Source organism: Microcella sp. (assembly GCF_051860105.1).
Taxonomy (GTDB): domain Bacteria; phylum Actinomycetota; class Actinomycetes; order Actinomycetales; family Microbacteriaceae; genus Microcella.
In genome coordinates this window covers 21,902-35,529 of the sequence record NZ_JBHYEO010000006.1, presented here as the reverse complement: position 1 = coordinate 35,529, position 13,628 = coordinate 21,902, and the positions used below count along the sequence as shown (strand labels likewise).

The following is a 13,628-nucleotide window of genomic DNA, read 5'->3' as shown; positions in this document are numbered from 1 at the left end:
TCTCACTTGTTCTTCGCGCCCTTCTTGGTCCAGAGGTAGTCGAATTCTGTGAACGCCAACTTCCGGTCGAACTGGGTGAAGGTGTCGACCATATTCACCACCAGGCATTCCTCGGTTCCACCGTTGAGGGGGCCGCGGAGCCCCCGACCAACCATCTGCACGTAGCGATTGGGCGAGAACGTCGGCCGAGCGACGTAAAGAGCTCGAACCTTCGGGGCGTCGAATCCCTGTGTCAGTAGGTCGCAGTTCACGAGTACCTTCGTATCCCCTGCCTTGAATGCGTCGATTTTGCGCCGCCGCTCCTGCCCTCGCATTTCACCGTCTACGGCGTCAGCGTTTCTGCCAAGGCTTCTGATCAGCGCTGCCGTGACGTGGGCGGAAACCACCGACGGCGTGAACACCAGAATCGGCCATTCTGGGTCCTGCCGCATGATGTGATCGACGAGCTGCTGCGTCCGGTCAAGGTTCTCTCCGAGCTTGGCCAGAGTGGCGCGTGACACGTCGTCCCAGGCTCGTCCCCCGGTGATGCCCTCGGTCGGGGCGTCATCGACGATTACTCCATCTAGCAACTGATGCTCGACCCTGGAAAGAACTTGCATGTCACGAAGCTGACCGATCGGGTCATCGAGATGTAGTGCGTTAAGGCGTCGCTCTCCGAATCTCGCGACGAACTGTTTGTTCACATCGACGTTCGTTCCCCTGTACGGGGTGGCGGTCAGTCCCAGGAGCGGGCGAGCGGTCGAGGACCCCCGGGCGTCCCGGGTGATGCCCAACCAGCTCAGGATCTTCGTGTAGGTCGGTGACCCCGCCGTGTGTGCCTCGTCGATAACAACGAGCTTCGAGTCCTGCAACCAACCGTGAGCTCGACTTCCTCGGTCGATCATCGATGCGAGCTTCGCGTCAGTCGCGACTACAACCTGCAGTTCTTGAAGGGACTCGTCGGCCTCATAGTTGCCCCAGTATCTGGTGATCTCAAGTGGGCGTTCGTCTCCGATCGCGCGCCAGACCTCTGCCCACGACAGAATCGCTTGCTCACAGAGCTCTTCAGATTGCGCGATCCACAGGACAGGGGATGCAAGCTCCTCGTCTCGAAGCATCGCGACAATTGACTCCGTCGTCACACGTGTCTTGCCGGCTCCGGTTGGGAGGTAGAGAAGACCACGGCGGTGATCGCCGTCCTTGTCCCGGATTAGGACCAGCTCACGTATCTGGTCGCGCAATTCCTCCTGGAAGCTGTGCAGGGGCTTCAGATCGACTCTTCCGGGGACTAGCTCCGTCGGCGCAGCCTTCTTCTCCCGGGTGCCCGCGTAAGTGCGAGGAAAGCCAAGCGAGGTTACGAACTGGTCAGCCTCTGCTGTGCCGTCCCACGCGCGAGGTACAGCTAGACCCGCTTCTGAAAGAGGCTCCTTCAACCACCGCAGGGAATCATTGCCGCGTGTTGTTATGAAGAGTTCCGCGACAGCAAGGTCGTCTTGTTTACCCTGACGTCGTTCGATTACCCCGAGGAGGCCATGGGGGAGGTTCTCGACTAGCTCTTCGCGTCCCACCAGAAGCAGGATCTTCTTGGCCTCAGACGGCTCTGCGAGTACGTCTTGCACGAGCTTGCTTTGCCTGCGCGCCTCATCGCTCGCGATTACTCTTTCTGCGTCCGCCTCGGTCAGCCCAAGTCGCAAGAGAGCGCTCAAGTGGGTGAGCTCAGAAACTGGATCGAGTTCTGCGTCCACCAGAACCGTCTTCCCATCTAGGTGCGCAGGTAGTCGCTGTTCTCGGACTCCAGAAGGACTCGTAGTCCGTCTCGTGATCCGGCTACAACGGCGAAGGAGATACTCCTCTACCGAGCTGGCTACTGCTTCTCGCAGACTGGGGTAGACATCCAGAATCGGGACTGTGTCCTCAACGGGTATCGAGTCGATTGCTCTCGCGATCACTTCAGATGCCCTCTGAATGCCCCACACGCTAACCAATGCGTCGTCCCACGGCCCGGAGGGAAGGTAACGAAGACTATGCGACCCGAGGTCGTCCATCTCTTCGGTCGTCGCGAGGACGACCTGAAGGGCTGGGGTCAAGCGAACCCGTTGGCTCTTTGGGTCGAACGCTGGGATCTCGCTCGCACGCCTAAACGACTTGCGTGCAGAGGCCGCGGCAAGGATCTCCCCGAGGGCTTCGGGATTGCCCGCGGCGTAGTCGTCACGCGTAAAGACCAAAGAGAGCGCTGAACTTGGAGCTTCCTTGAGGGCTCTCGGAAGCAGAAACAAACTGGTCAGATGTGTCAGCGCTACCGGGAGGTACTGTCCGTACTCGGCAAGCGACGCGGCGAGGGATGCGCCTGGAGGTTTGGGGCCAAGAGTCGTCTCGATCAACCCGAAGAACTCCGCAACCCATCGGTCTGGCGCTGTCACTGTTACATTCGAGGCTTTTCGCTGACCGGAGAGATGCAGTTTCGTCGTGATCGTTTGTGAGGGTATTGCCAGCATCAACTGACGCGTCCACTCGGCCCGAGCGCTAGCTGCTTGCGGCTCTTCGCTCTTGGCCAGTTCGAAGAGAACATCGAGTGGGCCTGCACCGATTGGATCGGCAAACTCCACTTGGGCTACCGTTCCAGGGCCATACTCCGTATGCACCTGGGCCTGCACCGCTGCCTGCATGTTGTCTTTGTACTGCTGGAAGGCGTGTTCTCGGTGTACCGGGTAGTCCGAAAGCGGCTCGACAAGGCAGCCCGCGAGCTCCAGAAGGTCACGGCGACCTCCCGCTGTCTTGAAACTGGGTTGGCGTGACTTCAGTCCCGGCACCATCGTTGGGTCCAGGAATACGTCGATTGCCTCCCGCCACGTCCCTGCGGCTGTGGGGACCTTCACCTTGACCTGACGTGAATGCAACTCCTCGAAAACCAAGCGCCCCCCAGCTTGGCTGACTTGAGAGAGCATGTTCCAGAATCGGCTCCAGTCCTTGTTAGTCCAGTCGCTGCCCGCGGTCATCGCTGTGGCTAGGGCAGCTTGGTCCGCAGAGACTTCTCTGACCCCGAGCGCTTCCAACTTCTCGCGAACGCCCTCGTCGCTCGCGAAGTAGGAATCAACAAGCGCTACGCCTTCCGGTGACTCAGTGCCGGAAACGGGAAGCAAGGTGGCCCCTGCGTCGGCAAGTCTGGCGAAGCTGCCCCCTTCGAGCGGGATCACCATCGCTCCGTGGAACGGTCTCCAGGTCTCTTCCTTTTCCTCTTTCAGTCGAAGGAAGATTGACAGTGCTGCGTCCACGCCCTCAAGTGATCGACTCTCGACGAGCTCGGAAAGCCAGCCGATCGGCTTGACGACTGCGCATACCGGGCGTTCATCTTCGTCGAGCAAAAGTTGGGCGAGTCGCGCTCGTCGAGTGGCCGTCTTGTAGCAGCTCCAGTGCGGGGCATCGTCTGCCTTCGTGGTCTCTGCCCATCGCTGGATGGCTTCTGCTGGGAGGTCAAACGGATTCGGCTGATCGGAGACGATTGGCGCGCGAACCCGGGATGGTGCTCGCAGTACCCCTTTGCTGGTGGGGATTAGCTCGTGTTTCCGGGCCATCTGTGGGATGCGGTCGGACAGGAACTTGTCGGCATTCGATCGGGTCTCCCGCCCACGCGCAGGAAGTACATCGAAGTGTCGTGCTGGGTCCTCTGGAGTGGACTCGAGTAGCGCCGCGTCGATCAGGAGCTCCGCTGCGACTCCAAGGAGCTCGCGGTTCAGGGCGCTGCCGGGCAGCATCGAGGTGCGATCGTCGTTGACTTGCCACGGAGCGTTGAAAATGCCGCTAGCTGTTGTTTGGTCCTGTAGCGGAAACCATGCCCAGAACTCACCGACGCCGGACTTGCCAATCTCGAGAGCATAGGAGACCGTCACCTCGTCACGGCGGAACAGGCCCGGAAGGTCGCCTGCGACGGCCTCAGAAACCCGGTGTTCCCTTCGAAGCACCCGCCACTCGGAGGTTTCTCCGCCCGTGGACTCGAGCTTTACCAGTGCACGGTTCTTTCCAGTCTGCCTGCGAAGAACTCGTCGACGAAGCTCCCCTCCGGCATCTGCCAGCACTATGTCAACCTGGGCGAGAGTTTCCGGGAAGAGCAGGTAACGGACATCAAACTCCTCTAGGCGCTGTCGAAGCCTCTCCCCCCCGCGGGCAAGTGGAAGCTTCACGATCGTGGAAGCCCACCCCATCAGTTCCGCCACATTCGCGTCAGAGGCAGCGATCAAATGGGGATCAACTACGCTCGGCACCCGCAGCGTAGGTACTCGCTCCGTGTCGTATGGCAAGTCCGCGAAGAGAGAATTCGCCTCAGGCTCATTGAAACCGAATGAGATCGTCGTGCTGAGGATCTGCGGCTGATTCGTCACTCCCAAGACGGACTTGAAACCAAGCCCGAACCGCCCGATCTTCTCATCGTCTTTTGAGCTCAAGAATGCGCCGGTGACGGCCCTGATGCCCTCGGAGGCGAAGGGTGTCCCCTCGTTCGCGCAGTAAAGGTTCCCGTCTGCTAGTCGCAGCTCCACCCGACCTGGTGAACCCAACTGGTCGATGGCGTTTTGCAGGAGTTCCTCGACCTGCCGTTCGCCATAACCGCCCGCCTGGAAGTTGTCCTCCATGCCTACGTGCTCGGCGAAGAGATCCGGGTCGTTACGGTAGTTCTCAATCGTGATCCGCTGGCGTTCCAGCACCTGTGCCTCGAGCGCGGAATCAGACTTCTGCCACATCAAAGGGCCGGCCTCCCTCAACTGAACCTCATTATTCGTCGACTCTCCTTCAACATATCCCGAGCGTCCGACAAACGAGGGCACCCCAGAAGTGGTGGCGTATGCCTGTGGGTCGCGCGAGCCGCGCAAAGCACCTTCCCCTTAGAGTTGGTCCATGGCTGGCGATATTCGAGTTCTCGACTTATTCGCCGGGGCGGGCGGATTGTCGTCCGGTCTTCATGCAGCGTCTAGAAGGTTCCGGACCGTTGGCGCTGTTGAATGGGACGCCGCTGCAGCCGCTTCATACGAGGCGAGTCATGGTCGAGATCTTGTGTTCGTCGGTGACATTCGTGAGTGGCTTAGCGGCGATGTGCCGTCTGTGGATGTGATTGTTGGAGGTCCGCCATGCCAAGGCTTTTCGAGCCTCGGCAAACGTGACGTTGAGGATGAGCGGAACGCACTTTGGCGCGAGTACGCAGAGACAATACGTCGCGCGCAGCCGAAGTACTTTGTCGTCGAGAACGTCGCCGAGTTCAAGAAATCACCCCAGTTCGGTCAGTTCGTCGCCGCGACCGAACCGGGTGGCGAGCTCGAGGACTATGCGTTCCACGCTGATGTCTATAACGCGGCAGACTTCGGTGCGGCCCAATCCCGCCGTCGAACGGTGATGATCGGCCACCACCGAGACCTCGGTTCGCCGGGGGCTCTCGTCAAGACGCATGCCGCCGATTCGAAAGACGGCTTGCAGCCGTGGGTGACCGTACGAGATGTGCTGCGCAATGTGCCGCGACAGCCCGACCAAGATCAGCTCCTGGGTCAGCGGCAGATCGAATTCAATGGCCGAGTCTTCCCCGGATCATTCGTTGCTCGCGACCTGCACTGGAGCAGGAACTACACGCCCCTGTCGCTCAAGCGGTTCTCCGTCATTCCTGAAGGTGGCAATCGTCGGGATCTAGAGCCGTACCCTGAGCTCATGGCACCTTGCTGGGTGAAGCACAAGACGGGTTCTGGCGACGTCATGGGCAGACTGCGCTGGGACAAGCCATCGGTCACCATCCGAACGGAGTTCTTCAAGCCTGAGAAGGGGAGATACATCCATCCGGAGGAGAACCGGGCGATCACTCACTACGAGGCCGCTCTCATCCAGGGCTTCAGCCCGACACACCGCTTCGTTGGGTCACGCACCGACATCGCTCGTCAGATCGGAAACGCAGTACCGATTCCGCTAGGTGCGGCCATCGGGCGCCTTCTCGCCGCCGCGCTCTAGCTAGAGGCTTTTCGCTTCTCCTTCGCAGCTGAGGCCAAGGCCATGAGATCAACTTTCCAGCCCAGGTCGGTCAGCTCCCACGGGTGCTTCCTGTCGCGATTGACCGACTTCAGAAACCCGTTGTTGCGCAGGTACTGCGCTGCCCAGCGGATGTCGTACTGCCAGGTTTAGAAGAGGTCGCCGGACTGGCGAAGGTCGGCTTCGTGCACTTGCCACACGGGCTTGGTCACGTCCAGCACGGTTGCGGATCCACCGAGCGTTCGAAGAGCCTCGACGACAAAGACTCTGAACTCATTCCTGTTGGCAATTCCCGCAGCCTAACGACGAGCAGCATGAACTGAAAATGTCCCAGCATGGGAAGGGCCGGGGCCTCCGTGGAGACCCCGGCCTGAGCATCCCGCAGCAGGACGCGCTGGCGGCTAGCTCGCCACCAGGTCGAAGCGGTCGGCGTTCATGACCTTCGTCCAGGCGGCGACGAAGTCGTGCACGAACTTCTCCTTCGAGTCGTCTTGCGCGTAGACCTCGGCGTAGGCGCGCAGGATCGAGTTCGATCCGAACACGAGGTCGGCGCGCGTCGCCGTGTAGCGCACCTGGCCGGTCGTGCGGTCGCGCAGGTTGTAGGCGTTGAAGCCGGCCGGCTCCCACACGTAGGCCATGTCGGTGAGGGTCACGAAGAAGTCGTTCGTGAGCGCACCCACAGTGTCGGTGAAGACGCCGTGGCTCGTGCCGCCGAAGTTCGTGCCGAGCATCCGCATGCCCCCGACGAGGCAGGTCAGCTCGACCGGCGTCAGGTTCATGAGGCTCGCGCGGTCGAGCATGAGCTCCTCCGCCGGCACCGTGTAGTCCTTCTTCACGTAGTTGCGGAAGGCGTCGTGAATCGGCTCGAGCGGCTCGAACGAGTCGGCGTCGGTCCACTCGGGGCTCGCGTCACCGCGCCCGGGGTGGAACGGGATGCTCACCGCGACGCCCGCCTTCTGCGCAGCATCCTCGACCGCCAGATTGCCGCCCAGCACGATCAGGTCGGCCACGCTGACCCCGGTCTCGGCCGACAGGGCCTCGTAGACGGCGAGCACGCGGTTCAGACGCTCCGGCTCGTTGCCGTGCCAGCCGCGCTGCGGCTCGAGCCGGATGCGCGCGCCGTTCGCACCACCGCGCTTGTCGGAGTCGCGGTAGGTGCGCGCCGAATCCCACGCGGTCGTCACCAGGTCGGTCATCGACAGGCCGCTGTTCAGGATGCTCGCCGCGACCGCCGCCACGTCGTAGTCGGCCTTCCCGGCCGGCACCGGGTCTTGCCAGATGAGGTCTTCCGTCGGCTGCAGCGGCCCCACGTAGCGGGTGCGGGGGCCCATGTCGCGGTGGGTCAGCTTGAACCACGCGCGGGCGAAGACCTCGCTGAAGTACTCGGGGTCGGCGTAGAAGCGCTCAGAGATCTCGCGGTAGATCGGGTCTTTGATCATCGCCATGTCGGCGTCGGTCATGATCGGGTTCTGGCGGGCGATGCCCTCCACGTCGAAGGGCTTGTCCTCCTCCGCGATGCCGATGGGCTCCCACTGCCACGCGTCGGCGGGGCTCTTCTTGAGCTCCCAGTCGTAGGTGAACAGCAGGCGGAAGTAGCCGTTGTCCCACTGCGTGGGGTTCGTCGTCCAGGCGCCCTCGATGCCGCTCGTCACGGTGTCTTTGCCGATGCCGCGGCTGACGTGGTTGTTCCAGCCGAGGCCCTGCTCGGAGATGTCGGCACCCTCGGGCGTGGGGCCGAGGTTCTCGGCGCGGCCGTTGCCGTGCGTGCGGCCGACGGTGTGACCGCCGGCGGTGAGCGCGACCGTCTCTTCATCGTTCATCGCCATGCGGGCGAACGTCTCGCGCACGTGAGCCGCAGTCTTGAGCGGGTCGGGCACGCCGTTGACACCGGTCGGGTTCACGTAGATGAGGCCCATCTGCACGGCGGCGAGCGGGTTCTCCATCGTGCTGGGGTCGTCGACGCTGCCGTAGCGCTCATCGCTCGGCGCCAACCACTCTTTCTCGCTGCCCCAGTAGGTGTCTTTCTCGGGGTGCCAGAGGTCTTCGCGGCCGAAGGCGAAGCCGAAGGTCGTGTGGCCCATCGACTCGTACGAGAGGGTGCCGGCCAGGATCATCAGGTCGGCCCAGCTGATGCGGTTGCCGTACTTCTTCTTGATCGGCCAGAGCAGACGACGCGCCTTGTCGAGGTTCGCGTTGTCGGGCCACGAGTTGAGCGGCGAGAAGCGCTGCGTGCCCGAGCCGCCACCGCCGCGCCCGTCGGCGATGCGGTAGGTGCCGGCCGAGTGCCAGGCCATGCGGATCATGAGACCGCCGTAGTGGCCCCAGTCGGCCGGCCACCAGGGCTGGCTCGTGACGAGCAGCTCTTTGACGTCGTTCACGAGGGCGTCGACGTCGAGCTTCTTCAGCTCTTCGCGGTAGTCAAAGTCGGCGCCGAGCGGGTTCGTCTTGCGGTCGTGCTGCGACAAGATGTCGAGGTTGAGCGCGTTCGGCCACCACTCCTGGCCGCTCTTCATAGAGGTGTGCGAACCGTGCACAACGGGGCAGGTTCCGGCAGCGACGTCAGTCATGTGATCCTCTTTCTTTGGTCGACACCGGCGCCGCCCGAACAGGGCGCGAAAAAGCGATGCCGAGGCTGGGCTTCCCCCACCCTCCAGGCTACCGCCGGGTCGTCTGCGCCGCCTGGGCCGTACGTCCCGAACGTGGTGCCCGCGAGATGAACGCTGTGTGGTGGCTCCGACGGGCGTCGATCCCGTGACCTCACGATTTTCAGTCGTGCGCTCTACCAACTGAGCTACAGAGCCGCAGGGCCTGAGCCCCACTACGGAACAAGCCCCCTCCGAAGAGAGGGCCCGTCGCCGTGGCGACCCTGACCGGACTTGAACCGGCGACCTCCGCCGTGACAGGGCGGCGCGCTAACCAACTGCGCTACAGGGCCATACGTATTCAGTTGTGTGGTGCTGTGTTCGAGCTAACTCTGCTGGTGACCCCAACGGGATTCGAACCCGTGCTGCCGCCGTGAAAGGGCGGTGTCCTAGGCCACTAAACGATGGGGCCAGGAGGCGCGAGCCGCAGAGCAACCGAGGCACAAGCATACGGGTCGGGTGCCCACAATGCCAAACCGGCGACCGCTGGCGGGCGCGCGGGTTCGGCGACGATCCGACCCGCCTCCCGAGCGGCCCCGCCCGTGCGGGTTAGCGTCGCGGCAAGGGTGCGGGCGCTCTGACGACAGGGCGCCCTGCGACGCGTGCGGTGCGAGACCTGGCCGAACGCCGCATCCGTTGGTACTGTTGTCAATGGTGCTCGTGTGGAAGTTGTGACATAACGCACGATGGCCGGTTCGGGGAGAGATCATGCAGTCAGAAGCACGCTGGGGGAGCGCGGCCATGACGGGAACGGCGATGACGACGACGGTGGATGCCGCGGTGCGTCCGCGCCGCCGTCGCGCGAGCGCGTTCACCGCCGCGATCGCGGCCATCGCTCTGCTCGTGACCGGCTCGATCGCCGTCACCGAGAAGCCCGCGTTCGCCGTCGACTACCCCTCGTGGAACGACGTCGTCGAGGCGCGCCGCAACGTTGCGGCCGCGCAGGCGCAGATCACGCAGATTCAGGCGGCGATCGCGGCGATCACCGCCGAGGTCGAGCGCACCCAAGCGGTCGCGGAGGAGAAGGGCGCCGTCTACTTCGAAGCCCAGCAGGCCTTCGACGAGGCCGCCTACACGGCCGACCAGCTGCAGGCCCAGGCCGACGAGGCGCAGGCGCGCGCCGACGCGTCGCGGTTGCGCGCCGGCCAGTTCGTCGCCGAGCTCGCCCGCTCGGGCGGCGGCGACCTCTCGGCCTCTCTCTTCACCAACCCCGGCCAAGCCGACGACCTGCTCTCGCGGCTCGGCTTCGCGAGCAAGATCACCGAGCAGGCCGAAGGCATCTACGCCGCGGCCCTGCAAGACCAGAACGCCGCGCAGGCTCTCACCGATCAGGCGAACGTCGCCAAGCAGCTGCGCGACGAACTGCGCATCGAGGCGCAGGCCGCCTACGACGTCGCGCAGGCCGCGGCGCTCGAGGCGCAGACCGCCCTCGTCGCGCAGCAAGAGAACCAGGCGCGGCTCGAAGCCCAGCTCGCGGTGCTCGTCGAGAACCGCGAAGCCACCGAGGCCGACTACGCGGCCGGAATCGCCGCGCAATACGGCTCGGGCTCGAGCCTCGACGCCGGCCAGATCGTCAACGGCTGGGCGATTCCCACCTCGGGCTACGTCTCGTCGCCCTACGGCTACCGCGTGCACCCGGTGACGGGTGCCGTCGCGTTCCACACCGGCACCGACATCGCCACCTCGTGCGGGCGCCCCATCTACGCGGCCTCGAGCGGCACCATCGAGTACGCCGGCTGGAACGGCACCTACGGCGTGTTCGTGCGCATCAACCACGGCAACGGTCTGACGACCGGCTACGCCCACATTCAAGAGGGCGGCATCATCGTGCAGATGGGCCAGTCGGTCGCGGTCGGTCAGCAGATCGCGCGTGTCGGCTCGACGGGCCGGTCGACCGGCTGCCACCTGCACCTCGAAGTGCGACAGGGTGGCTCGGCGACCGACCCCATCCCCTACCTGCGCAACATCGGGCTGTCTGTTGGGTAGCCGGCTCTGATGCGGCGCCCCGGGCGTCGTGAGATCGGAGCCGTCGCCCTCGTGACGGCTCTGGTTCTCGCGCTCGGGGTCGCGAGCACGCAGAGCCCGCCCACCGCGCTCGCCGCACCCACCGGCCCCTCGTGGGACGACGTGCAGGCCGCCAAGGGCGACGTCGAGGCGACCCGGGTCGCGGTCGCCCGCATCGTCGAATCGGTCGGAGCGATGAACGCCGAGCTCGAGCAGCTGCGCATCGCGGCGCTCGTCGCGGGCGAGCAACTGCAGCAGTCGACCTTCGACCTCGCGCAAGCGGAGCAGGCCATGGCGACGGCCGAGCGGCGACGGGATGCCGCGCTCGAGCGGGCAGACGCCTCCGGTCAGCAGGCGGCTCAGCTGGCGGCGCAGCTGGCGCGCGCCGGCGGTGGCGATGTCACCATGGCGCTCATCGTGAGCGGAGACGACGCCGACGACCTGCTCTACCGGCTCGGCACCATGAGTGCACTGAGCACCCGCACCGACGCCGTGCTGGCCCGCGCGCTGCAAGACCGCAACGTGGCCGCCGCGTTGAGCGAGCAGGCGGGCGTGGCACGGGATGCCCGTGAGGAGGTCGCGGCGCAGGCCGAGACGGTCTTCGCCGAGGCCGATGCGCTCGCCGCCCAGGCCGAGCAGCGTGCGGCCGAGCAGCGCATCATGCTCGGTGAGCTCTCGGCGAAGCTCGCCGAGCTCACGGGCCGCTCGGCGGCGCTCGAGCGCGAGTACCTCGAGTCGCTCGAGAACGAGCCTCCCGCGCCGGGGCCGAACCCGAGCCCCTCCAGCCCGAGCAGCCCGGGGCCGGGCGCTCCGTCACCGAGCCCGAGCAGCCCGGGCCCTGCGCCCTCGCCGAGCACCCCTGCACCCTCGCCGAGCACCCCTGCACCCTCGCCGAGCAGCCCGTCACCGTCACCGAGCGCGCCGCCTGCATCCGGGCCGCAGCCGAACGCCGCGGCCGTCGCAACGGCCATCTCCTTCGCACGCGCACAGGTCGGCGAGCCGTATCGGCTGGGTGCCGCGGGCCCCAACGCCTGGGACTGCTCGGGGCTCACGATGATGGCCTACTCGGCAGCCGGCCTCGCGATCGGCGGCCACGGCTCATCGGCGCAGTACACCCGGGCAGCGTCGCGCGGGCTGCTCGTGCCCTACAGCCAGGTGCAACCCGGCGACCTCATCTTCTACAGCTCGGGCGGCTCGACGAGCGCGTCGAAGTACCACGTGACGCTCTACATCGGCGGCGGCCAGATGATCGAGGCGCCGTACCCCGGTCAGTCGGTGCGCATCGTTCCGGTGCGGGCCTTCGACCGTGTCGGGCTCGTCGCGCGCCCGAGCGGGTAGGTCGTTTCGGGGCTAGTGGCCCGCGGGCACGTAGGCGGCGATACCGGCCTGCACGATGGCCTCGGCCTCGGCGGCGTCGCCCCAGCCCTCGGTCTTGACCCACTTGCCGGGCTCGAGGTCTTTGTAGTGCTCGAAGAAGTGCTCGATCTCTTTGCGGGTCTGCTCGGGAACATCCGCGATGTCTTGGATGTGCGCCCAGCGCGGGTCTTTCGCCGGAACGCAGATGACCTTCGCGTCGCTGCCGCCGTCGTCGGTCATGTTGAAGACACCGACCGGACGAACCTGCACGCCGACGCCCGGGAAGAGCGGGAACTCGAGCAGCACGAGCGCGTCGACCGGGTCGCCGTCGAGACCGAGCGTGTTCTCGAAGTAGCCGTAGTCGGTCGGGTAGACGAAGGGCGTGAAGAGCACGCGGTCGAGGAAGACGCGCCCCGTCTCGTGGTCGACCTCGTACTTGTTGCGGCTGCCGCGAGGGATCTCGATGACGACGGGGTAGGCGCCCATGGGCGTGCTCCTTCGATGCGGGGAGAAGAGGGGAAAGACGGGTGCGCGAGCGCGGCTCTAACCTTAGTGGATGCCCTCCGAGCCCCCCGCGGCCCCGCGACGGCCCCGGCTCACCCCCGCGGTCGCCGACACGCGTCGCGCGGTGCGCGAGTCGCTCGCCGACCTGCCGGCGGGCTCTCTGGCCCTCGTCGCTCTCAGCGGAGGCCCCGACTCGCTGGCGCTCGCCGCGGCCGCCGGGTTCGAGGCGCCCCGGCTCGGGCTGCGCGCGGGCGCGGTGATCGTCGACCACGGCCTGCAGCCCGACTCCGACGCGGTGGCACTGCGCGCGGCCCAGGCGGCGCGAGCGCTGGGGCTCGAGCCGGTGCAGGTCGAGCGCGTACGCGTCGAGCAGTTCGGCGGCGCCACCCCGGTTGGCGGTGACGAGCACATCAGAGCAACCGGCGGCACGGGCGGCCCCGAAGCCGCGGCACGCGCGGCCCGGTATGCCGCGCTCGAGGTCGCGGCCGTCGAGCTCGGTGCCGCGGCCGTGCTGCTCGGGCACTCGCTCGACGACCAGGCCGAGACCGTGCTGCTGGGGCTCGCCCGCGGCAGCGGCACGCTCAGCATCGCGGGCATGGCCGCGGTCGCGGGGCTCTCCCGCCGACCGTTGCTCGGGCTGCGCCGCGCAGTGCTCGCCCAGGCCTGCGCCGACCAGGGGCTCGAGCCGTGGAGCGACCCGCACAACGCCGACGAGCGGTTCGCGCGCGTGCGGGTGCGGCGCAGCATCCTGCCCCTGCTCGAACGCGACCTCGATGCGGGCATCGTCGAGGCGCTCGCCCGCACCGCCGCGATCGCGCGGGAGGATGCCGAGGCGCTCGACGCGATGGTCGACGAGGTGGCCGAGGAGGTCGTCGAGCTCGCCGAGGGCGGGTGTGCGGTGCCGGTCGCCTGGCTCGCCGCGAACCCCGCCGCGCTACGGAATCGGCTAATCCGGCTCGTCGCCCGCGGTGAGTTCGGGGTCGCTCTGAGCCGCTCTCAGACCCTCGAGGTGGCGCGCCTCGTGACCGACTGGCACGGGCAGGGCCCGGTGCACCTGCCCGGCATTAGGGTGGAGCGCGCGACGGGTCGCATCGTGTTCACGCAGGTGCGTGAGAACGAGCCCGCCGCGGCCGCCGACTGATCGAA

Annotated in this window: 7 protein-coding genes and 3 tRNA genes; 4 read left to right on the top strand and 6 right to left on the bottom strand. The window is 65.8% G+C overall.

The genetic code is table 11. The features are described from left to right. Positions 1-2 precede the first annotated feature (2 nt). Positions 3-4,796 (bottom strand): sacsin N-terminal ATP-binding-like domain-containing protein, encoded by a 4,794-nt coding sequence (locus tag ACTIE9_RS04880; protein WP_439564452.1) that lies wholly within the window; start codon positions 4,794-4,796, stop codon positions 3-5. A 70-nt stretch (positions 4,797-4,866) separates the two neighbouring features. Here ACTIE9_RS04880 and ACTIE9_RS04875 point away from each other — a divergent pair, with 70 nt between their 5' ends. Then, entirely contained in the window at positions 4,867-5,958 is a 1,092-nt protein-coding gene (locus ACTIE9_RS04875) for a DNA cytosine methyltransferase (RefSeq protein ID WP_439564451.1), read from the top strand. 419 nt (positions 5,959-6,377) lie between these two features. Here ACTIE9_RS04875 and katG read toward each other — a convergent pair whose 3' ends face one another. From katG to ACTIE9_RS04855, 4 genes are all read right to left on the bottom strand, one after another. Then, the gene (katG, locus tag ACTIE9_RS04870; protein WP_439564450.1) at positions 6,378-8,543 is read right to left on the bottom strand and encodes a catalase/peroxidase HPI; all 2,166 of its coding nucleotides are present in this window, start codon (positions 8,541-8,543) and stop codon (positions 6,378-6,380) included. A 158-nt stretch (positions 8,544-8,701) separates the two neighbouring features. Next, positions 8,702-8,777: transfer RNA gene (locus tag ACTIE9_RS04865), tRNA-Phe, on the bottom strand. A 57-nt stretch (positions 8,778-8,834) separates the two neighbouring features. Next, positions 8,835-8,911: transfer RNA gene (locus ACTIE9_RS04860), tRNA-Asp, on the bottom strand. Between the two features lie 43 nt (positions 8,912-8,954). After that, a tRNA-Glu gene (locus tag ACTIE9_RS04855) sits at positions 8,955-9,030 on the bottom strand. A 296-nt stretch (positions 9,031-9,326) separates the two neighbouring features. Between ACTIE9_RS04855 and ACTIE9_RS04850 the strand changes: the two genes are divergently transcribed. After that, the gene (locus tag ACTIE9_RS04850; protein ID WP_439564449.1) at positions 9,327-10,604 is read left to right on the top strand and encodes a peptidoglycan DD-metalloendopeptidase family protein; all 1,278 of its coding nucleotides are present in this window, start codon (positions 9,327-9,329) and stop codon (positions 10,602-10,604) included. Positions 10,605-10,613: 9 nt separating this feature from the next. Further along, positions 10,614-11,960 (top strand): NlpC/P60 family protein, encoded by a 1,347-nt coding sequence (locus tag ACTIE9_RS04845; protein ID WP_439564448.1) that lies wholly within the window; start codon positions 10,614-10,616, stop codon positions 11,958-11,960. Positions 11,961-11,972: 12 nt separating this feature from the next. On the opposite strand, the gene ACTIE9_RS04840 is transcribed toward ACTIE9_RS04845, so the two are convergent. After that, the gene (locus tag ACTIE9_RS04840; RefSeq protein WP_439564447.1) at positions 11,973-12,464 is read right to left on the bottom strand and encodes an inorganic diphosphatase; all 492 of its coding nucleotides are present in this window, start codon (positions 12,462-12,464) and stop codon (positions 11,973-11,975) included. A 70-nt stretch (positions 12,465-12,534) separates the two neighbouring features. Here ACTIE9_RS04840 and tilS point away from each other — a divergent pair, with 70 nt between their 5' ends. Beyond that, positions 12,535-13,623 (top strand): tRNA lysidine(34) synthetase TilS, encoded by a 1,089-nt coding sequence (gene tilS / locus ACTIE9_RS04835; protein WP_439564446.1) that lies wholly within the window; start codon positions 12,535-12,537, stop codon positions 13,621-13,623. The last annotated feature ends 5 nt before the right edge of the window (positions 13,624-13,628 follow it).